General features: G+C 58.5%; 19 protein-coding genes. 9 read left to right on the top strand and 10 right to left on the bottom strand.

Annotation, left to right across the window (positions count from 1 at the left end):
- Positions 1-96: 96 nt before the first annotated feature.
- Positions 97-1,536 (top strand): MATE family efflux transporter, encoded by a 1,440-nt coding sequence (locus ACAM27_RS01530; RefSeq protein ID WP_023007808.1) that lies wholly within the window; start codon positions 97-99, stop codon positions 1,534-1,536.
- Here ACAM27_RS01530 and ACAM27_RS01535 read toward each other — a convergent pair.
- Positions 1,497-2,516, bottom strand: coding sequence for a GGDEF domain-containing protein (locus ACAM27_RS01535; protein WP_023007809.1), 1,020 nt, complete (start codon positions 2,514-2,516; stop codon positions 1,497-1,499). The two genes, ACAM27_RS01530 and ACAM27_RS01535, sit on opposite strands and share 40 nt — an antisense overlap.
- Before the next feature lie 249 nt (positions 2,517-2,765).
- On the opposite strand from ACAM27_RS01535, the gene ACAM27_RS01540 reads away from it, so the two are divergent.
- Positions 2,766-3,893 (top strand): HD-GYP domain-containing protein, encoded by a 1,128-nt coding sequence (locus ACAM27_RS01540; RefSeq protein ID WP_222197724.1) that lies wholly within the window; start codon positions 2,766-2,768, stop codon positions 3,891-3,893.
- A gap of 1 nt (position 3,894) precedes the next feature.
- Here ACAM27_RS01540 and fghA read toward each other — a convergent pair whose 3' ends face one another.
- Positions 3,895-4,740 carry an S-formylglutathione hydrolase gene (fghA, locus tag ACAM27_RS01545; RefSeq protein WP_023007811.1) on the bottom strand — a complete coding sequence of 282 codons (846 nt, stop codon included), beginning with the start codon at positions 4,738-4,740 and terminating at the stop codon, positions 3,895-3,897.
- Positions 4,741-4,774: 34 nt separating this feature from the next.
- Entirely contained in the window at positions 4,775-5,206 is a 432-nt protein-coding gene (locus ACAM27_RS01550) for a CBS domain-containing protein (RefSeq protein ID WP_022993417.1), read from the bottom strand.
- Positions 5,207-5,404: 198 nt separating this feature from the next.
- Between ACAM27_RS01550 and ACAM27_RS01555 the strand changes: the two genes are divergently transcribed.
- Together ACAM27_RS01555 and ACAM27_RS01560 are read left to right on the top strand one after the other, a co-directional pair.
- Positions 5,405-6,766 carry a sodium:alanine symporter family protein gene (locus ACAM27_RS01555; protein ID WP_023007812.1) on the top strand — a complete coding sequence of 454 codons (1,362 nt, stop codon included), beginning with the start codon at positions 5,405-5,407 and terminating at the stop codon, positions 6,764-6,766.
- Between the two features lie 184 nt (positions 6,767-6,950).
- A complete protein-coding gene (locus ACAM27_RS01560; protein ID WP_011783808.1) occupies positions 6,951-7,604 on the top strand; it encodes a peroxiredoxin in 654 nt (217 codons plus the stop codon).
- Positions 7,605-7,684: 80 nt separating this feature from the next.
- Here ACAM27_RS01560 and ACAM27_RS01565 read toward each other — a convergent pair whose 3' ends face one another.
- The 3 genes from ACAM27_RS01565 to ACAM27_RS01575 are packed head-to-tail and all read right to left on the bottom strand — an operon-like array spanning position 7,685 to position 10,171.
- The gene (locus ACAM27_RS01565) at positions 7,685-8,467 is read right to left on the bottom strand and encodes a MetQ/NlpA family ABC transporter substrate-binding protein (protein WP_011783807.1); all 783 of its coding nucleotides are present in this window, start codon (positions 8,465-8,467) and stop codon (positions 7,685-7,687) included.
- A gap of 19 nt (positions 8,468-8,486) precedes the next feature.
- Positions 8,487-9,164: a methionine ABC transporter permease gene (locus tag ACAM27_RS01570; RefSeq protein WP_113879583.1), complete on the bottom strand. Its 678-nt coding sequence runs from the start codon at positions 9,162-9,164 to the stop codon at positions 8,487-8,489.
- Entirely contained in the window at positions 9,164-10,171 is a 1,008-nt protein-coding gene (locus ACAM27_RS01575; RefSeq protein ID WP_014420170.1) for a methionine ABC transporter ATP-binding protein, read from the bottom strand. Before ACAM27_RS01575 ends, ACAM27_RS01570 begins: the two co-directional genes overlap by 1 nt.
- Before the next feature lie 200 nt (positions 10,172-10,371).
- On the opposite strand from ACAM27_RS01575, the gene ACAM27_RS01580 reads away from it, so the two are divergent.
- On the top strand, positions 10,372-11,706 hold the full coding sequence (locus tag ACAM27_RS01580; RefSeq protein WP_328798447.1) for an HDOD domain-containing protein: 1,335 nt from the start codon (positions 10,372-10,374) through the stop codon (positions 11,704-11,706).
- Between the two features lie 21 nt (positions 11,707-11,727).
- Here the strand turns inward: ACAM27_RS01580 and ACAM27_RS01585 are convergent, their stop codons facing one another.
- Positions 11,728-12,417: an anti-sigma factor domain-containing protein gene (locus ACAM27_RS01585; protein WP_222447502.1), complete on the bottom strand. Its 690-nt coding sequence runs from the start codon at positions 12,415-12,417 to the stop codon at positions 11,728-11,730.
- Positions 12,414-12,971, bottom strand: coding sequence for a sigma-70 family RNA polymerase sigma factor (locus tag ACAM27_RS01590; RefSeq protein WP_222447501.1), 558 nt, complete (start codon positions 12,969-12,971; stop codon positions 12,414-12,416). The genes ACAM27_RS01585 and ACAM27_RS01590 overlap by 4 nt, the downstream gene beginning before the upstream one ends.
- A gap of 163 nt (positions 12,972-13,134) precedes the next feature.
- Here ACAM27_RS01590 and ACAM27_RS01595 point away from each other — a divergent pair, with 163 nt between their 5' ends.
- Genes ACAM27_RS01595 through ACAM27_RS01610 form a run of 4 tightly spaced genes read left to right on the top strand, consistent with a single transcriptional unit; the run spans position 13,135 to position 17,172 of the window.
- Entirely contained in the window at positions 13,135-14,595 is a 1,461-nt protein-coding gene (locus ACAM27_RS01595; RefSeq protein ID WP_222447500.1) for a DUF4331 domain-containing protein, read from the top strand.
- Positions 14,596-14,607: 12 nt separating this feature from the next.
- Entirely contained in the window at positions 14,608-14,832 is a 225-nt protein-coding gene (locus tag ACAM27_RS01600; RefSeq protein ID WP_222447499.1) for a hypothetical protein, read from the top strand.
- Positions 14,816-16,036: a hypothetical protein gene (locus ACAM27_RS01605; RefSeq protein ID WP_236042793.1), complete on the top strand. Its 1,221-nt coding sequence runs from the start codon at positions 14,816-14,818 to the stop codon at positions 16,034-16,036. The genes ACAM27_RS01600 and ACAM27_RS01605 overlap by 17 nt, the downstream gene beginning before the upstream one ends.
- The gene (locus tag ACAM27_RS01610; RefSeq protein WP_222447498.1) at positions 16,036-17,172 is read left to right on the top strand and encodes a HupE/UreJ family protein; all 1,137 of its coding nucleotides are present in this window, start codon (positions 16,036-16,038) and stop codon (positions 17,170-17,172) included. Before ACAM27_RS01605 ends, ACAM27_RS01610 begins: the two co-directional genes overlap by 1 nt.
- Before the next feature lie 64 nt (positions 17,173-17,236).
- Here the strand turns inward: ACAM27_RS01610 and ACAM27_RS01615 are convergent, their stop codons facing one another.
- Positions 17,237-17,857, bottom strand: coding sequence for a hypothetical protein (locus tag ACAM27_RS01615; RefSeq protein ID WP_222447497.1), 621 nt, complete (start codon positions 17,855-17,857; stop codon positions 17,237-17,239).
- Positions 17,858-17,999: 142 nt separating this feature from the next.
- Positions 18,000-19,487 (bottom strand): amidase, encoded by a 1,488-nt coding sequence (locus ACAM27_RS01620; RefSeq protein WP_222534217.1) that lies wholly within the window; start codon positions 19,485-19,487, stop codon positions 18,000-18,002.
- Positions 19,488-19,554: the final 67 nt, after the last annotated feature.

The following is a 19,554-nucleotide window of genomic DNA, read 5'->3' on the forward strand; positions in this document are numbered from 1 at the left end:
ACGGGGAAACCCCTATAAGCACGAGTCCGCAGGCTGAGGTACCATGGCCGGTCCTGTACCAGTGCCACGCTACAATTCCGGAAAGACCAGAGCGCCATGGACGAAACCCATCAGCCACTACCCGAAGCCCGCCAGCCGCTGATTCAGCGCACGCTCGCCGAGTGGAAAACACTGGCCATTCTGGGCGGCCCGATTCTGATTGCCCAGGTGGCACAGATGGCCAATGGTGTGATCGATACCGTGATGGCCGGCCACGCCAGTGCCGAAGATCTCGCGGCCGTGGGTATCGGCAGCAGCCTGTGGATGCCGCTTTTCCTGTTTTTTATGGGCATGCTCGGCGCCTTGCAACCGATCATTTCCGGCTACAACGGCGCTCGGACAACCCATAAGATCATGCCCGCAACCTGGCAGGGCATCTACATTGCGGCGGGCGGCACCGTAGTGATGGCGCTGTTGCTGACCAATGTCCATCCCGTCCTGGCCCTGCTGAAACTCGACCCGCACACCGCCGGCATCACCCAGGGTTATCTGGACGCATTTGCCTGGGGCATTCCCGCGCTGCTGCTGATCAACGCCCTTCGGGGCCTGACCGATGGTCTGGGGCATACCCGGGTGATCATGGCGTTTTCCGTGCTTAGCACGGTGATCAACCTGCCCCTGAACTACATCTTCATTTACGGCAAACTCGGGCTGCCCGCCATGGGCGGTGTCGGCTGTGGCTGGGCCACATCCATCTCCAACGGTGTCGCCGCCATCGCCATGCTGATCTATCTGAACCGCAGCGAGACCTTCCGTCAGTTCCATCTGGTTGCCGATTGGGTAAAACCGGACTGGGCTGGCATTCAGTACATCCTGCGCATTGGCGTCCCCATCGGCTTCACCATCTTCGTCGAAGCAAGCATGTTTGCCGTGATCGCCTTGTTCCTGGCACCGCTTGGCCCAGTGGTGGTAGCCGGCCATCAGATCGCCCTGAACGTAACCTCGCTGCTGTTCATGCTTCCTCTCAGCCTGGGTATGGCACTGACTCTGAGGGTAAGTTTTCTGACAGGAGCCAACGCCCGGGACTCCGCAAGGCTGATTTCACGCAGCTCGCTGATTCTGGCCTCGGCCATCGCCCTGCTGTTTGCCACCCTGCTGTTCGTGTTCTCCGGCGCGATTGCCAGCCTGTATTCGGGCGATGCCGAGGTTCAGGCGGTCACCATTCGGCTGCTCACCTTCGCCGCCATGTTCCAGATTGCCGATGTTATCCAGGTAACCTGTATCAGCGCCCTGCGCGGCTACAAGGACACGCGCATTCCCATGTTCATCATGCTGTTTTCATTCTGGGGAGTGGGCCTGCCGCTGGGATATGTGCTGACATTTACCGACTGGGTATGGCCGGCGCTGGGCGCTGCGGGTTTCTGGGTAGGACTGACGGCCGGGCTGACCTCCGCCAGCCTGTTACTCGGCTGGCGCCTGTTTCATTACCAGCCTTCCACGCCCGTTGATGAAGACACTCAGCCTGCAGCCGTGGGAACCGGCTCTGGCATGGGCTGACCAATATCCTCGGCATAGACAATCCGGTCACGCCCGGTTTCCTTGGCGGTGTACAGCGCGTTATCGGCCCGGGCCAGCCAGCTTTCCACACTTTCGCCATGGCCCAGCAGGGCCACGCCGAATGACGCGGTTACCGGCCCGCCGGGGTGTTTCATGTATTTTCGGAGCACCTGCTGAAGATTGTTCATCACCGCACGCAGATTCACGCCATCAACGCCTGGCAGCAGCAATACAAACTCCTCACCGCCATATCGGAACAACTGATCGGAACGGCGGGTATTGCTCTCCAGCAGGGCCACCAGCTCGGTGAGCACATCGTCGCCCACGCCGTGGCCATATTCGTCATTGATCTTCTTGAAGTGATCAAGGTCCAGCAACACCAGAGCGTAGGGCAGGCCGGAACGCTCGGCATTGGCAGCGGCCACATCCAGCTCCTGATCCATCGAACGGCGGTTCTTTACGCCGGTCAGCGGGTCGATGGTGGCCAGCTGCTCCAGGCGCCGGCGCTGGCTGTGGTTGCGATGAGCAAAGACATAGGCGCAGGCACTGACCACAACGGCGGTGGAGGAAAACGACCACATCTGCTCCTGGCTACTGAATGCCAGGCCGATCACCATCATGGCCAGGATGGCGGACAGGTTAATACCGACAGCAACCCTCGGAGCGACCAGAAAGAAGGTGGTGACCAGACAGGGATATAACCAGAACAACCCCGGGTCACCAACAATCGTACCGACTGCAACAGCCCCATAGGACGAAATTATCGCCATAACCAGGCCCGTCCTGCGGGTATCTCCCGTGAACCAGGCATAGGCCATGCTCATCGCAATACCGCCAAGGATCACGCTATCCACCACGCCAGCCAGCAGATTACCCTGCATGAACCGCAGCACTGCAAACGGCGTGATGCCCACCAGCCCGCTGATGCCCAGCAAGGTAATGATGGATAACCGAAAATCGTTTTTCAGGCGGTGAAACATGCAGCTCAGGGTCCGACAAAAGTCTGATTTAGGATTCTAGAATAGCCCAAGCTTTTCAAACGGTCGTTCCAGGGCAACGATTCTTAACAAATCTACCACCAAAGGCGACACAATGTGACCCACATCACGCTTTGCTTTTCTCTAATATTCCAATGTAATCCACTTTATAATCGACCAGGCAACGATTATTAGCTTCAAACCTATTGGCCCGTCATACTATCGCGCACCGGCTGCAGATTCAGGAACATTGTGTCTAACTCACTGATAAGAATAGCCCCCGGGGCACTCACCATAGGCAAGCCACTGCCCTGGGATGTTTTCGACTCAGAAGGCAATATTCTTCTGCGTCAGGGCTATGTGATTCAGACCAACAGCCAGCTCGAGCAGCTGTTTGAAAGAGGGCGCTTCAAGCCCCGAAAGATCGAGCGGCCGAAAGAGGAAACCTTTGAAGACCTGCGCCAGCGGAATCCGTTTGCAGAATATGGTGACTTGCTGACCACGCTGGAAGTCACACTCAACGCCATTACCTCGGAAGATCCCACCGCCCAGAAACGCCTGCTGGGTCTGTGCCGAATGCTGGATAAAACCTGCCAGGAGGCACCCGACGCCAGCCTGGCACTGGTGCACCTGTATTCGATCAGCCCCACCATCCATGAACAGATCCTGTTCTACGGCATCCTGTGCCATTTCATCGCACGCCAGTTCGGGCTGGAGGAAAAGCGGGCCACCGTGCTCACCGCCGCCGCACTCACCGCCAACCTCGCGCTGGTGCCTGTGGCAGACCAACTCAACGCCTCCAATACCGTGTTGACCGATGATCAGCGGGTGGTCATTCGCAAGCATCCAGCCCGAAGCATTCAGGCGCTGACGTCGGCCGGCATCAATAACAAGCTGCTGCTGCGTATCATTGCCCAACACCACGAACAGGCCGATGGCTCGGGCTATCCTGAAGGGCTCAGCGGTAGCGATATCCTTCCGGAAGCAGAAATCCTGGCCCTGGCCGAGCGCTATGTGGCGATGATCACCAAGCGCGCTTACCGTAACCGGATGAATATCACTGAGGCCCGCAAACTCATCGCCACCCTGGCGGACGGCAAGTTCCGGCCGGCGATTCCGCGTTCATTACTGCAGGTATTGGGGGATCATCCTCCAGGCATGCTGGTACGGCTGGTAAATAACGAGGTGGGCGTTATTACCCGTCGGGCAGTACGGGCACGCGGTCCTTATGTACAGGCGATATTCGGCCCCAGAGGTAACCGCTACAGTGGCACCTTTGAGCGCGATACAAGCCTGCTGGAATACAACATTCGAGCGCCGGAAGAGCCCGAGATCATGCCATCCATGGATTTCAGCATGCTCTGGGGCTTCCGCTCCTGAATCAGATCAGCCCAAGTGCCCGGGCATGGTGGTTCAGGTGATCGTCAATGAACGAGGCGATAAAGAAGTAGCTGTGGTCATAGCCCCGATGCATACGCAGGTTCAGGTGATGGTGGAATTTCTCGCACACATCAGCCAAAGCATCCGGGTTCAGTTGGCTGTCCAGAAACTCATCGGCCGTACCCTGGTCCACCAGTAGCGGCAACCGTTCCTTCGCCGTCGGAATCAGCATGGTGGCATCCCAGGCTTCCCACGCCGACTGATCGTCACCCAGGTATCCGGTAAACGCCTTCTGGCCCCAGGGGCAGGCCATGGGGTTGGCAATTGGAGCAAAGGCCGATACCGACCTGTAATACCCCGGGTTCTTCAAAGCCGCAATCAGAGCCCCGTGCCCGCCCATGGAATGGCCACTGACCGAACGTTCGCCGTTCAGCGGCAATTCGTTTTCCACCAGCTGCGGCAGCTCCTTGACCACATAATCATACATCCGGTAATGCGGCGCCCAGGGCTGTTGCGTCGCGTTCACATAGAAACCGGCTCCGGAGCCGAAATCATAGCTGTCATCCTCGCCGGGCAGATTTACGCCACGGGGGCTGGTATCCGGGCAGACAATGGCCAGGCCCAGCTTTGCAGCGAGTTTCTGGGCGCCGGCTTTCTGCATGAAATTCTGATCGGTGCAGGTGAGGCCCGACAACCAGTACAGCACCGGCACCTCTTTGGCCTGAGCACCCAGCGCCGCAGGAGGAAGAAACACCGCAAATTCCATGTCGCACTCCAGGGTAGCGGAGGTATGGCGATAGCGGCGGTGTTCTCCGTCGAAACAGACGTTGGTGGATAACAGGTCCATAGATCCCCCCCGGAGTCAAAGATGTGGTTAGCGATCAGTCCTCAGCACCGGCATAGCTGGGTTTGTCGATACTGAAACCGGACTTGGCAAATTCCGCCAGAATGGCAGTACGCGTTACGATACCAACCAGTTTGCCATGATCAACCACCGGGTACACTTTTGGCTTACCAGCACCCAGATTCTGTGCCAGATCCACCACCGACATGTCCGGCGATACCGTCATCGGCTGCCGGAACATCACGTCATCCACAATGGGATCACCTTCGTGGTGGTAGTTGCTGACCAGCAGCGAGTGTATACAGTCCTGTTCCGAGACAAAGCCCAGCACACGGCGATGATCATCCACCACCGGCAAACCGGTGACATGATTGGCCAGCAGGGCTTTCACCACCCTGGTGACCGGCGTACCACAGCGAATCGGTTCAATGTGGTTCCACATCACTTCAGATATTTTCAATGAGCGCATCGACAACTTCCTTTCAGACAGAATAACGGTGCCCGATTGAGCACTTCCATACCCTAAACATAGGCAAAGCCCGCAGAAATGAAAAACCGGCGTCATGAAAACGGTTTACATCGGATAATTGTCGACTAAACTCAATGGGTTATGCCCTTTCAGGGCTCAATAATCCTGATTCATCCGTGGTAAACAGTGGGAGAACCCATGGAAGCCATTTCCAATTTTGTAAGTGAAATCAACGGACTGGTATGGGGCCCTCCCATGCTGGTGATGATTCTGGGCGTCGGCCTGTTTCTGAGTATTGGCCTGAAATTGATGCCGATCATGAAACTGGGGGCCGGTTTCCGCCTGATGTGGAGCGGCCGGGCCCGCGGTGACGAGGATGACGGTGACATTCCCCCGTTCCAGGCCCTGATGACCGCGCTGTCTGCCACCGTCGGTACCGGTAATATTGCCGGTGTAGCCACAGCGGTCTTCCTCGGCGGCCCCGGTGCGCTGTTCTGGATGTGGCTCACAGCCCTGGTGGGCATGGCCACCAAATACTCAGAAGCCGTCCTGGCGGTTCGCTTCCGGGAAGTGGACGAGCGTGGCAACCACGTGGGCGGCCCCATGTATTACATCCGTAACGGCCTGGGCAGCAAGTGGGCCTGGCTGGGCATCCTGTTTGCGGTGTTTGCCTCGGTAGCCGCCTTTGGCATCGGTAACACGGTTCAGGCCAACTCCGTCGCCGATGTGCTGGAAACCAATTTTGGCCTGCCCCACTGGGTAACCGGTGTGATCCTGATGGTACTGGTGGGCATGGTACTGATTGGCGGTATCAAGCGTATCGGCCAGGTGGCCAGTGCACTGGTGCCGTTTATGGCAGTGTCCTATGTGCTGATTGGCCTGATCGTACTGGCCATTAACGCCAACCAGATTCCGGAAGCCATCAGCATGGTATTCAGTTATGCCTTCAGCCCGGCTGCAGCCGAGGGCGGGTTTGCCGGTGCTGCGGTCTGGGCAGCCATCCGCTTTGGTGTGGCCCGGGGCATCTTCTCTAACGAAGCAGGTCTGGGCTCTGCCCCCATCGCCCACGCGGCAGCGCAAACCAAAAACCCGGTCAAGCAGGGCATGGTGGCCATGCTGGGCACCTTCATCGACACCATCATTGTCTGTTCCATCACCGGCCTGGTGATCATCACCTCCGGTGCCTGGACGTCCGGCGAAACCGGTGCCGCACTCACGTCCCTGGCCTTTGAAACCGGCCTGCCGGGCTTTGGCAACTACGTGGTGGCGATTGCCCTGGCGATCTTCGCATTCACCACCATCATCGGCTGGTCCTTCTACGGAGAACGCTGTATTGAGTTCCTGTTCGGTGTGAAGGCCATTCTGCCTTACCGGGTGCTGTGGATTGTAGCCATTCCGGTGGGCGCCACCATCAACCTGGGCTTTATCTGGCTGGTGGCCGACACCCTGAACGCCATGATGGCACTGCCCAACCTGATTGCCCTGCTGCTGTTGAGCCCGGTAGTGTTCAAACTGACCCGGGAGCACTTCGACAAGCAGAAGGCTCTGGGCGTGGAGTAATACCCTGTCTATGCAAGACGCTCACAAGGATGTGAGCGAACCGTTGGATGCGCCAGATCAAGTCCCCCTTGTAACTGGCGCATCCATCACCACAGTTACTCGTATACACTGATCAGACAACAACGGCGGGCAACGCCGGCGCAATACACGAATTTGCCAACAACCGTGTCGAAGGAGAGTAAGTATGAGTCTGCGTCTTGGAGATACTGCACCGGATTTTGAACAGGATTCCACCGAGGGCCGCATTCGCTTTCACGAGTGGCTCGGCAATGGCTGGGGCGTACTGTTTTCCCACCCGGCCGACTTTACCCCGGTGTGCACCACCGAGCTGGGCCTGACCGCCAAGCTCAAAGACGAATTTGCCAAGCGTAACGTCAAGGCCATCGCCTTGAGTGTCGACCCGGTGGATTCTCACCACGACTGGATCAAAGACATCAACGAGACCCAGGGCTGCACAGTCAACTTTCCAATCATTGCAGACCACGACCGCCAGGTGTCCGAGAAGTACGACATGATCCACCCGAACGCCAACGACAGCCTGACCGTGCGCTCGTTGTTCATCATCGACCCGAACAAGAAGGTTCGACTGATCATCACCTACCCGGCATCCACAGGTCGGAACTTCAATGAAGTGCTGCGGGTAATCGATTCCCTGCAACTGACCGACGAACACCGCGTGGCCACACCCGGCAACTGGGAGAGTGGCAGTGATGTGGTGATTGTGCCGTCACTGCAGGATGAAGATGAGATCAAAAAGCGCTTCCCGAAAGGCTACAAAGCCGTGAAGTCCTACCTGCGGATGACACCAGACCCACGTGCTAACTGGAGTGGTGACTGATCCACCGCCACAAACAAAAAGGGCAGCCAAATGGCTGCCCTTTTTTATGCTTGAGAGCACCTGAAGGCACTCCGTTCCGATCAGAACGCCGGAACAACCGCACCCTCATACTTCTCCTTGATAAAGTCTTTCACCGCATCGGATTTCAAGGCATTGGCCAGCTTCTGCATGGCTTCGCTGTCCTTGTTGTCCGGACGGGCGACCAGGATGTTCACGTACGGAGACTCGGAGCCTTCGATCACCAGAGCATCTTCAGACGGGTTCAGGCCCGCTTCCAGCGCGTAGTTAGTGTTGATCAGCGCCAGGTCCACCTGGTTCAGGATACGCGGCAGGGTCGCCGCTTCCAGTTCCTTGAAGTCCAGGTCTTTGGGGTTGTCGGCAATATCACGCGGGGTCGCAGTGATCTTGCTTTCGTCCTTCAGGGTAATCAGGCCCGCTTTCTGCAGCAACAGCAGAGCACGGCCACCGTTGGTGGGGTCGTTGGGGATGGCCACAACCGCACCTTCTTTCAGCTCGTCCAGAGACTCGATCTTGCTGGAGTAGGCGCCGAACGGCTCCACGTGAACGCCGGTCACAGTCACCAGGTTGGTGCCACGGCCATCGTTGAACTCATCCAGGTACGGCTGGTGCTGGAAGAAGTTGGCATCCATACGCTTCTGATCAACCTGGATGTTGGGCTGCACGTAGTCGGTGAACACCTTCACATCCAGCTCTACACCCTGTTCCGCCAGGGCCGGCTTCACGAATTCCAGCAGCTCGGCGTGGGGTACCGGAGTCGCGGCTACAGACAGTTGTTCTGCCGAAGCAGCGGTCGAGAAGGTTGCAACAGCGGCCAGAGCCACCAGAGTTTTCTTCAGGTTCATAACAAATCTCCTGCGTTAATTATTTACGGCTGAAATACAGAACCAGGCGATCGCCCGCCATCTGCAACACCTGCACAAAGATCACCAGCAGGGCCACAGTAATCACCATCACGTCGGTCTGGAACCGCTGGTAACCGAACCGGATCGCCAGGTCGCCAAGGCCGCCGCCACCAATAACGCCAGACATGGCTGCGTAAGACACCAGAGTAATGGCCGTTACCGTAATGCCCGCGATAATGCCGGGAAGTGCCTCCGGCAGCAAGGCACCAAAGATGATCTGTCGAACATTCGCACCCATGGCCTGGGTTGCTTCAATAATGCCCCGGTCCACCTCCCGCAAGGAGGTTTCCACCAGGCGGGCAAAGAACGGAGCACCACCGGCCACCAACGGCGGAATCGCGCCAGCCACACCCAGGGAGGTGCCGATCAGCATTACCGTGAACGGGATCATCACAATCAGCAGGATGATGAAGGGCACAGAGCGCAGCACGTTCACAATAAACGACAGGATGGCGTAGGCCACCGGCTGTTCCAGCAACTGACGCTTGCCGGTCAGGAACAACAGCACACCTATGGGCAAGCCAATCAACACGCTGAACAACAGCGACATGCCCACCATCACCAGGGTATCCCAACTGGCCCAGCCAATTTCGGTCCAGTCCACGTTCCCCATAAGGCTTTCCATCAAGGCTTCCATCAGCGCACCACCTCCACATGAACTTCAGCGGCTTCCAGCGCTTTCATGGCAACCTCCAGATCGCCGCCCACCAACGACAGGGTCAACTGGCCGTAGGGCGTGTCCTTGATGTGATCAATCCTGCCCGAGAGAATACTGAAATCCACACCGGATTCCCGGGCAACACTGCCCAGCAACGGTTTGTAAGTGGATTCCCCCTTGAATGTCAGGCGCAGAATACGACCCTCGGCTTTCTGCAGATCTTCCTGCAGCTCATCGCGATCCACATTTTCGCTTTCGAACACAAAATCCCGGGTGGTCGGGTGCTGGGGGTGCAGAAAGACTTCACTGACTGGCCCCATTTCCACCACACGGCCGGCGTCCATCACCGCCACCCGGTCACAGACACGGCGCACCACATCCATCTCGTGGGTAATCAGCACGATGGTCAGGCCCAGTTCCTTGTTGATGTCCGCCAGCAGCTTTAGCACCGACTGGGTGGTTTGTGGATCCAGGGCGCTGGTGGCTTCATCGCACAGCAAAATAGTCGGTCTGCAGGCCAGGGCGCGGGCAATGCCTACCCGCTGTTTCTGCCCGCCAGACAACTGGGACGGATATTTGTTGGCATGATCGCTCAGGCTCACCCTTGCCAGCAGCTCATCCACCCGACTGCGAATTTCAGCCTTGGAATAAATGCCCGCCAGTTTCATCGGGAAGGCAATATTGTCAGCCACCGTCTTGGACGACAGCAGATTGAAATGCTGGAAAATCATGCCCACTTTGCGTCGGAAGGCCCGCAACTCTGCGGCGCTGTAGCGGGTGATGTCCTCGTCGTCGATCAGGATGCGACCGCCGGTGGAGGGTTCCAGTTTGTTGATCAGTCGGACAAGGGTCGATTTGCCCGCGCCGGAGTGGCCGACGATGCCGAACACCTCACCGGTCTCGATGGTCATACTGGTGGGATGCAGCGCGGGGATCGCCCGGCCAGCCACCTGGTACGACTTTTCTACCTGGTCAAATACAATCACGATCAGTGCCTTGCAGATGCGTCGTTAAAACCGGCGATTATAGCCTATTCAGGGGGCAAACCCGAATCCCGCCCGGTGGCCGGCAGGTGGGTAGTTGCCCTTACACCAAAAGGTACCTGACAGACCCCTCCCGGCTCAGCTAAACTCGTATCCACAAAGAACATTAACAACTGTCCATCATTCCGAGGCGCGCCCCTTCCGTGACTACTCCGTCCGAAACTTCGCCCTCAAGGATGAACTCAACCCAGGCATGGGTTTCCTACCTGAGCAAGGTAGAGTTGCCGGTTTTGGCCAACACCCTCCGGCAGATCAACGAACTGACAGACAGCCGCAACAGTACCGTCAATGAGTTGGCAAACGTGATTCTCAATGATGCCCAGCTCACCTCCCAGGTGCTCCGGTTATCCAACACGGTGTTTTACAACCAGACCCGCACCCAGGTCAGCACGGTCAGCCGGGCCATCACGCTGATCGGCTTTGATGCCGTGAAGTCCATGGCGATTTCGTCTCTGATTGTCGATTCCCTGCTTAAACGCAATGATCGCCCCCACCTGCTGCGATGCCTGGCCAGGGCGATTCATGCCGCGGTACAGGCCCGCTGCCTGATGCCCAAATGCACCGAGCACGCCCTGGAAGAAGTCTTTATCGGCGCTTTGCTGATGAACATCGGGGAACTGGCGTTCTGGTCCTGCGAAACCGAGCAGGCCAGCGGGCTGGTGGACGCCTGGTCGCTGGGGCCGTTCATCAACGAAGTAGTGGCGTCTGGCCAGGCCAACTCCATGGCCAGCAGTCTGGTGCGTAACTCGGTGGAGATGGCCCGCCTTTTCGAACAGGGCTGGAGCGGTGCGGAAATGGACAAGGTGCTGGAGCGGCTGTCCCAGGATCTGGGGGAAACTCCCGCGGCGATTCGGGATCAGCTTAAGGTCAATGCCCAGGAAGCCACCAAGGTGGCGTCGTCACTGGGCATTCCGCAGGTGGCCGCGCTGATGCCCGGCGGCAACGGCGGTCAGGCGGGAGCCGGTCTGACAGCGCCGGCGATGGACGCGGACCTGCAACTGCAGATTCTTCGGGATCTGACCCACACCCTGGCCGAGAAGCCAGACATCAACGAAGTCTGCCAACTGGTGATCGAAGGCATTCACCGGGCCATCGGTATGCAGCGGGTAGCCCTGCTGATGAGCGATCGAACCGGTAACGACCTGATTCCCAGAAAAGTCGGAGGTCGCGGTACGGAGCAGTGGCGGGAACTGTTTATTGTCCACAAAGACGGTACTGGCTCACTGGGGAAGTTGCTGCCAGCTGGCGCGTCGGGCGTGTTTCGCCCTGCCAGGGGCGCCGAGGGCGTGGCCTTCGACCGCTGGCTCGGCAAAGTACCGGCACTGGTGGGAACACTTACAGCTAAAGGAAGACTGGTCGGGATGTTCTATGCTGACAACGCGGCTGCCGCCTATGTGCCGTCAGAGCAGCAACTGACGGCGTTCGCCCATTTCGTGCAGAACGCCCAGTTGTGCCTGACGCTGATGGCGACAAAGTAGTTCGGTCATCCAATGGATAGGTTACATGTCGTAGAGCGTAGCAACATGAAGAATCGGCCCTGTGGGCGCCCCGGTGGGTGACCCCCCGCGGGGTTCCAGGCTTATTGCCAGGGTGCGACTCTCCCCCAGAATCTCTCGATCTCGATCGGAAAGCTCGACCTGGTAGACACCCTCTACGGAGATCACGCCCAAAGACAAAGGCGCGCCCGCGTCCGGCACAATCCAGAGCTCATAATCTTTGCCTGCCTGCGCCGATTCGGCGGCAACCGGCCTTAATCTCAGGCGACGCTCGGTGGGCGATTCGCTAATTAACCATAAAGGCGAGTCGACGTTGCTCTGCACGACGGCACCGGACAACGCTGAGGAATCGCTGGGCTGCTGTAACAACATTATCGCCATGACCAGCGCCGCTGCCGTGGCAAGTGAGCTCCAGGCGGGCCACCACAGGCGCAACCGTGCATTGGTCTTCATTGCAGGCGACTCTGCCATTCCCAGCCGTCGCTCAATGGCAGTCCAGGCGGAGGCAGGTGGTTCTTTCTTAGGTACCTGGCTCGCTAATTTGCCCAGAGTTTCCTCCCAATACCACACTTCCTGGCGGACACGAACCGATTCCATCATCCAGCGCTCAAACCGCTGCCGCGCCCGACCCTGAAGGGCACCCAGTACATACTCAGCTGCCAGTCTCTCAATACGCTCAGGTGTTTTTTTCATCGCTCCAGACACCCCTTGAGCGCTTTAAGGCCCCGTCTTATCCAGCTTTTGACCGTGCCTATCGGGGAGCTCAACGCTGACGCCAGTTCATCATGGGTGAGCCCACGGTAGTAACACAACAGGATGCTGTCCCGCTGAACATCGCTCAGTTCCTCAAGACACCCATTCAACTGCTCGGCTCCAGCCTGGGAGAGCGACATATCAAGCGGCCCCGCGCGGTGATCCGCAAGCTGATCCAAAGCGTTGCTTCCCGCGGAACGGCGACTGGACCTTGATCGGACCATGTCGATGGTTCGGTAGCGCGCAATGGTGAGAATCCAGCTCAGTGGCGATCCCCGATCACTGTGGTACTCCGCGGCATGGTGCCAGATTTGCACAAAGGTTTCCTGCAGCGCCTCTTCGGCCAGATCCTGCTGACCGGCAAGTTTGCAGCACACGCCATACACTCGTGCGGCGGTTGCCCGATAGAGTTCCTGGAATGCCCGGCGGTCGCTTTTTGCCACCGCAACCAGCAGATTCATCAGCGCTTGCTGTTCCATGTCGATGACTGCCATGCCAATACCCTTTCCGTTATGTTGTCTTTCACTCTATACGGCTGGTTGCCAGGGAAGGTTGCACGAGGCACCCAGAATCACTTTTTTTTCGTGCTCTGCATCTTTTTTTCCGATTCATCCGTTTCCTGATGGGTAACAACAAACCAACGTTGAGGAAAACGTGATGACAAAACGAATCAACCGCTCCGGCCTGGCTTTAGCCATCGCCGGGACCTGCCTGGCGGCTGCCACCGCACAAGCTTCCAGCCACCGGGAAGCACCTTTCATAACCGAGCTGCCGAAAGCAGACGCCACCGACTTCTACATGTTCCGCAGCTATGAAACCGGTCGCGACGGTTTCGTTACGCTGATTGCCAATTATCTGCCACTGCAGGATGCCTACGGTGGCCCCAACTATTTTGATCTCGACGAGGATGCCATCTACGAGATTCACATCGACAACACCGGTAATGCCCGGGAGGACCTGACCTTTCAGTTTCAGGTGCAGGACATCATGAACGACATCCAACTGAACGTTGGCGGTGAAATGGTGTCGGTGCCGCTGAAGAACGTTGGCGACGCTACCGACAATGCCAATGTCCAGATGCGTCAGGAGTACACGGTTACCGTCATCCGGGGTGATCGTCGCATGGGCACCCGGCAGGTGGCGACCAACGCCACGACCGGTATGGAAACCTTTGCCAAACCGTTGGATAACATCGGCGGTAAATCCTTCGGCGACTACCAAGCCTACGCAAACCAGCACATTTTCGATATTGCCATCCCGGGCTGTAGCAGTGACGGACGGGTTTTCGTCGGACAGCGTAAAGAGGCCTTTGCGGTCAACCTGGGTGAAATTTTCGATCTGGTGAACACCAATCCCGTTGGGCCACGTAATGGCGAAGGCGCCGGCGATCTGGCTGACAAAAACGTCACATCGTTTGCGCTAGAGGTGCCAACTGCGTGTTTGACAGGCACCGCACAAACGGCGTCCGGTGACCCGGTGATCGGTGGCTGGACCACCGCCAGTGTGCGCCAGGCAAGGGTGATCAACCCGGCGCCCGACGCTAACGGTAAGGGAGCAACGGTGGAAGGCGGTGCCTATGTGCAGGTGTCTCGCCTGGGTATGCCGCTCGTCAATGAAGTCGTGATCGGGCTCAAGGACAAGGACCGGTTCAACGCCAGCGAGCCAGTCAACGACGGCCAGTTCCTGACCTATGTCACCAACCCCACGCTGCCAGCGCTACTGGAGGCACTCTTTGGCGTTACCGCGCCAACGAACTTCCCCCGCAACGATCTGGTGACCGCGTTCCTGACCGGCGTGCCGGATCTAAACGGCCCGGATGGGGTGACCGCATCAGAAATGCTGCGTCTGAACCCCGGCATTGCTCCGACCGCCGCCGGCGCGCAGAACGATCTCGGCGTACTTGGCATGGACAATGCCGGCTTCCCCAACGGTCGTCGGCCGGTGGATGACACCGTCGATATCTCACTCCGTGTTGCCATGGGCGTTTTGGCCGATCCAGCTGATGCCCCCAGCGGTGACCTGGAATACACCGATGGTGTACAGCTGAACCCGGCGGAACTGCAGGATACCTTCCCGTACCTGGCCACGCCGATTGCCGGCTCACCTAACGGCCTGTAAAGGAGAAAACCCATGATACTGCGATCTGGTATTGCCGTTGTGGCAGCTCTGGTTCTGGCAGGATGTTCTGACAGTTCCTCCAACAGAGCCACGCCGGCCCTGTCGGTTGATTTCACCACGTTTGTAAAGAACGAAATCAACAACACCCGAGATGACCGCAATGCGGTCAGCATTAACAACACGGAGTTCAGTTTCAATGATCAGGACAACGAGCAGGCGTTTGACGACCTGCTTTAACGACTCCGAACCGGGGGAGCGGACACACGTCCGCCCCCAACCGGCCGCCACTTGTCCTGCGCTTCGGCGCAGGGCTTTCCGGTGTCTTGCACTGACCATCGGGCTGGTCTTGCCCACAACGCTGCTGGCTGCCCCGGTCGGCATCGACATCGATTTCAACGACAACGACATCCTCGCGACATTACCAGCGACGGCGCCTGTCGTTAACGATCAACGGTCAACTGCCCAGCAGGCAGCGGACATGGTTCAACGCTACATACACCAGGCCCGGACCGAAGGTGACCCGAGGTATCTGGGTTATGCCCGAGCGTTGCTCGACCGGTGGCCCGAAAACAACATGACCGATCGGCTTGTTGTACTCGATGCCACCGTCCATCAGAGCCTCCACCAGTTTCAGATGGCTCGGGAATTGCTATCCGAAGTGGTCCAGTCCGGTGACCGCATTCAGCGCATTCAGGCCAGACTTACCCTGGCGAACCTTGAATTGGTGCAAGGTAACTACACGGCGGCTCACACCCATTGCGAACAGCTGGCCAGCACCCTGCCCGGGCTGATCTCAACCAGCTGTCTGGCACACGTACAGGCTCGAACCGGTCAGGCAAGCACGGCTTACGCCACCTTACTTACAGCCATCCAGAATGCCCCACACCCTGACCCAACCAGCCTGATCTGGGCGGAAGGCACGCTGGCCGATATCGCTACCCAACTTGGGCGGCCAGAGGCGGGTGAACACTGGCAGAAAGTTCTAACTATGGCACCTGAAGACCTTTACGCTCGTGCACAGCTGGCCGACTGGCTTCTGGAGCAGGGGGATACGGAGGCCGTCGTGGCACTTACCGACACCTATGAACACGTGGACGAACTCGCGGTCATCCGCGCGATTGCCATGAAACGACAGAACCACGAAGGCGCTGACCAGTTAGCGGCCCGGCTCAAAGGACGACTCGACGAGGCACTCTGGCGCGGCAATCTCTTGCACCAGCGAGATCTGGCCCGCTATGCCCTGGATATTGCCGATGAAGCGGACTCCGCGCTGCAATACGCGTTATCCAACTGGCAGGAGCAGCGGGAGCCGATGGATACCCGTCTGTTGCTCCGAGCGGCAAACCGGCTGGATGATCAGGCCGTCCTGAACAACGTACGATCCTGGCTGCAGCGGCACAACCAGCAGGATGCGCGTTATCCAGATTGGGAGACACCCTGATGACAGCCTCTTTCTACAGCCGATTTTTACCTGGCCTTATTCTACTTGTATGGCTGGTCTCGCCGATCACGTCCTGGGCACATAAAGCCAGCGACAGTTTTATCTACATTGATCAAATCCAGTCGACGATTCGGGTGGACCTTGCCTTGCGTGACCTCGCCCTGCTCGTCACCCTGGATCGGGATCGAAACGGTCAAGTTACGGGTGCTGAATTCCGACAGAGCCGCGACGGGTTTGATCAGGTTCTGGATCGTCACTTTTCGGTCGCTAACAGCAGTGGCCCATGCCAACGGCAACCCGGAACCTGGGGGCTGTCTCAACACAGTGATGGGCCATACGCTGCCGCGAGTTACCGGGTCACATGTCCGGACAACAAAACACCCAGCTCTTTAAACTACACGCTGCTATTCGATCAGGACTCACTGCACCGGGGCCTGGTCTCGGTGACGGACACCCATGGTGAGAGGCTGGGCGTGATTGCTCCAGACGCCACCCGTATGTCGCTTGAGAGCGCTTCTGGGCCGATGGAACACGCCATTCGGCTTTTCAGCACCTTTCTTTATCAGGGTGTTGTTCACCTGATGATTGGGCTCGACCACATTCTGTTCTTACTGGTACTCATTCTTCCGGCAACCTTGCCCTACGCTTCACGGCCTGGATTCAGCGACGCCAGCCTGAGGTCCCGTTTACTGGATCTGGTGGGCATTGTCACCGCCTTCACCGTGGCACATTCCATTACCCTGGCTCTGGCTGCGTTCGATATCGTGTCGCTTCCCATCGCCTGGGTGGAGACGGTGATCGCGCTGTCCATTGTGATCGCCGCCATTAATGTTCTGTGGCCGATTCTGGGGCGAAAAACCTGGAAGCTGGCGTTTGGTTTCGGGCTAATCCACGGGTTCGGATTCGCCAGTGTGCTGGGCGATCTCACCTCTGGTGTTTCGCAAACCGCGATTGCTCTGGCAGGATTTAATCTGGGCGTGGAATTAGGGCAATTGCTCTTGGTGTTGGCATTGTTCCCCATGCTTTATTTTTTGAGCCGTTACCCGCTGTACACCCGTGCCGCCGTCCCCACCGTGCTGATGATCGTGGGATTCGTCAGCCTCTATTGGGTGGTGGATCGGATCCCGGTTATCTAGAACGTAAACAGTCAGCCCGGAGGTTTTCGCACACCGGGCTGACAGAACTCCACCTGTGTATCAATCAATGCAGAGCGCGCAGTTGCCGTGGGTAAAGCGCTGCGCTTACCTCCGGCTCTTCCAGCAGCTCGGCCAGCTCGCGGTCCACGTCCGTCTCCTCACCTTCATCCGGCAACGGCTCAAACAGGGTACTCAGCCAAGCCGCGACAGACGGCGCCTGGTCCCGTTCATAATCCGTTGACAGCGCCTTGATGCGGCGAAAGCCGATGATGCGCTGATGGCGCGGGTCGCGAATCTGCTCAAACCCCCGCCAATAGATGCGGTCACGGGTGTGCAGCTGCACGAACAGGGTGTCGATGGGACCGCCTTCGTCATCGGCGCCGTCGTCCTGAACATCGTCTTCGCTGGCCACGGCCATGGCGGGTTCGTTGTCTTTGGGCTTGCGGCGAATGGTGGTCCAGGCCGGATAGAGCACAGCCACGGCATCCGCTTCCACGTGTTCACGTGCCGCGCGCAGGATCAGCCCCCAGCGGGCTTTGTCGGCATCGGTTTCAAGAGAGTTGATGGGCAGGTCGTAGCTCTGTTCACTGGACAGAACAATTGCCATCATCGGGGCGTCCAGTTCCCCCATGGCTTCGGCCTGTGCTACGGATACCAGATCGTCGATTGCCATCGATTGGTTCATAAGATGCTCGCCTCCTCGATGCCATCAGGGTGGTCAGGAACCGGTGTCCCTGACTAACAGCATAGCCTGTTCCACATGGAAAGATAAACGTGGAGTTGGTCACCGCGGATCACAACCCCCGGAGAAGGTTTTTTCTTCGACCTCAGAAAGCATCCTCAAGTCGCTCGTAGTTGCTGAACCACGGATTGGCCTCTTCCAGTTGAGCAGCAACCTGCAGCAGGCGGTCTTCACCACCGTGGGCCGCTCCGAACTGCACCCCCACCGGCAGTCCGTCACGGGTCCAGTAAAGGGGTACCGACATCGCCGGCGTTCCCGTCAGGTTGGCCAGTTGGGTGAACGGTGTCCTGGCCAGGCTTTCCAGGGCCATCTGGTCTACCTGTCCACTTCTGTGCACCAACTTTCCGGCTTTCAGGCCCAGCATCAGCCGCGCCACCAGCTTCAGGTGAGCAGGTGTATCCATTTGTCCGATCCGGGCCGGTAACTGGCCAGTGGTGGGACACAGATAAAGATCAAAACGATCGAAATAGGCCCCGAGGGCCCGGGCGAAATCGTTCCACTGCTGGCGCAGGCGAACATAGTCTGGCAGCGGCATGGTGCGCCCGAGCATACCCAGCAGCCGGGTTTCCAGCTCAAAATCCCGATCGGTGGCGCCGAATTCGGTTTTCGCGCGTTCCACAAGCGCGGATACCTCACCGAAGTACAACGCCAGGTAGCAGCGGGCCAGGGCGAGCCCATCAAACTCCGGGCGGGCATACTCTACATCGTGGCCCAGGGATTCCAGCAGGCGTGCCGTTTCTTCAACTGCGGCGACGCATTCCGGCGCCACCTCGGTGTCATAGGGTGACGAGGTAAATACGCCGATTTTGAGGCGGCCCGGTGACTGCTGCATCAGGTCCGCCCAGGGGGCCGATGGCTGTGGAATAGTAAACGGATCGCCACTGGCCGGACCGGACAGCACATCCAGCATCGCGGCGCTGTCCCGGACCGTCCGGGAAACCACATGATCGGTAGAAGCTCCGGTCCAGGCCTCGCCAGCGTATGGGCCAACGGAAATCCGGCCCCGGGACGGTTTCAGCCCGAACAAGCCATTGTAGGCGGCCGGAATACGAATGGAGCCGCCGCCATCGTTGGCACCCGCCATGGGCACAATGCCAGCCGCGACCGCAGCACCAGAACCGCCGCTGGAACCACCCGGCGTGCGCTCGGTATCCCAGGGGTTACGGCTGGGGCCCCACAACGCCGATTCGGTCACGGCCTTGAGGCCGAATTCCGGGGTTGCCGTGCGGCCAAGAAAAACCAGCCCGGCCTCCCGGGCACGGCGCACAAACTGGGAATCCCGCGTGGCCACGTTCTTCAGCAGAGCCCGGCTGCCGTAGGTACAGGGATGCCCGGCCTGCTCCTGCGCCAGATCCTTGAGCAACAAGGGCACCCCGGCGAAGGGACCCTGTGCAGGAAAATCCTGATCCATGGCCTCCGCAAACTGCGGGTGGCAGATGGCATTCAGGCGCGGGTTCACGGCGCTGGCACGGTCGATAGCGGCCTCGGTCACTTCCCGGGAGGTGACTTCACCCCGGCGAATCAGATCGGCCAGGGCCGTGGCATCGTAACGAAGATATTCGGACGGTTTCATTGGCAACCCTGCTTGTTGTTCTTCGGCGAAAGTCCCCTGGACATTCCCGTTATAAACCGGAAACTCA

The organism is Marinobacter sp. RI1, from assembly GCF_041155085.1.
Lineage (GTDB): Bacteria > Pseudomonadota > Gammaproteobacteria > Pseudomonadales > Oleiphilaceae > Marinobacter > Marinobacter nauticus.

What these genes read in the sequence shown, in the direction of transcription:
- ACAM27_RS01610 (WP_222447498.1), top strand. Translation starts at nt 16,036, where the DNA reads ATGACAGCCTCTTTCTACAGCCGATTTTTACCTGGCCTTATTCTACTT.
- ACAM27_RS01555 (WP_023007812.1), top strand. Translation starts at nt 5,405, where the DNA reads ATGGAAGCCATTTCCAATTTTGTAAGTGAAATCAACGGACTGGTATGG.
- ACAM27_RS01530 (WP_023007808.1), top strand. Translation starts at nt 97, where the DNA reads ATGGACGAAACCCATCAGCCACTACCCGAAGCCCGCCAGCCGCTGATT.
- ACAM27_RS01590 (WP_222447501.1), bottom strand. Translation starts at nt 12,971, where the DNA reads ATGGCAGTCATCGACATGGAACAGCAAGCGCTGATGAATCTGCTGGTT.
- ACAM27_RS01535 (WP_023007809.1), bottom strand. Translation starts at nt 2,516, where the DNA reads ATGTTTCACCGCCTGAAAAACGATTTTCGGTTATCCATCATTACCTTG.
- ACAM27_RS01585 (WP_222447502.1), bottom strand. Translation starts at nt 12,417, where the DNA reads ATGAAAAAAACACCTGAGCGTATTGAGAGACTGGCAGCTGAGTATGTA.
- ACAM27_RS01620 (WP_222534217.1), bottom strand. Translation starts at nt 19,487, where the DNA reads ATGAAACCGTCCGAATATCTTCGTTACGATGCCACGGCCCTGGCCGAT.
- ACAM27_RS01550 (WP_022993417.1), bottom strand. Translation starts at nt 5,206, where the DNA reads ATGCGCTCATTGAAAATATCTGAAGTGATGTGGAACCACATTGAACCG.
- fghA (WP_023007811.1), bottom strand. Translation starts at nt 4,740, where the DNA reads ATGGACCTGTTATCCACCAACGTCTGTTTCGACGGAGAACACCGCCGC.
- ACAM27_RS01600 (WP_222447499.1), top strand. Translation starts at nt 14,608, where the DNA reads ATGATACTGCGATCTGGTATTGCCGTTGTGGCAGCTCTGGTTCTGGCA.
- ACAM27_RS01595 (WP_222447500.1), top strand. Translation starts at nt 13,135, where the DNA reads ATGACAAAACGAATCAACCGCTCCGGCCTGGCTTTAGCCATCGCCGGG.
- ACAM27_RS01560 (WP_011783808.1), top strand. Translation starts at nt 6,951, where the DNA reads ATGAGTCTGCGTCTTGGAGATACTGCACCGGATTTTGAACAGGATTCC.
- ACAM27_RS01570 (WP_113879583.1), bottom strand. Translation starts at nt 9,164, where the DNA reads ATGGAAGCCTTGATGGAAAGCCTTATGGGGAACGTGGACTGGACCGAA.
- ACAM27_RS01615 (WP_222447497.1), bottom strand. Translation starts at nt 17,857, where the DNA reads ATGAACCAATCGATGGCAATCGACGATCTGGTATCCGTAGCACAGGCC.
- ACAM27_RS01565 (WP_011783807.1), bottom strand. Translation starts at nt 8,467, where the DNA reads ATGAACCTGAAGAAAACTCTGGTGGCTCTGGCCGCTGTTGCAACCTTC.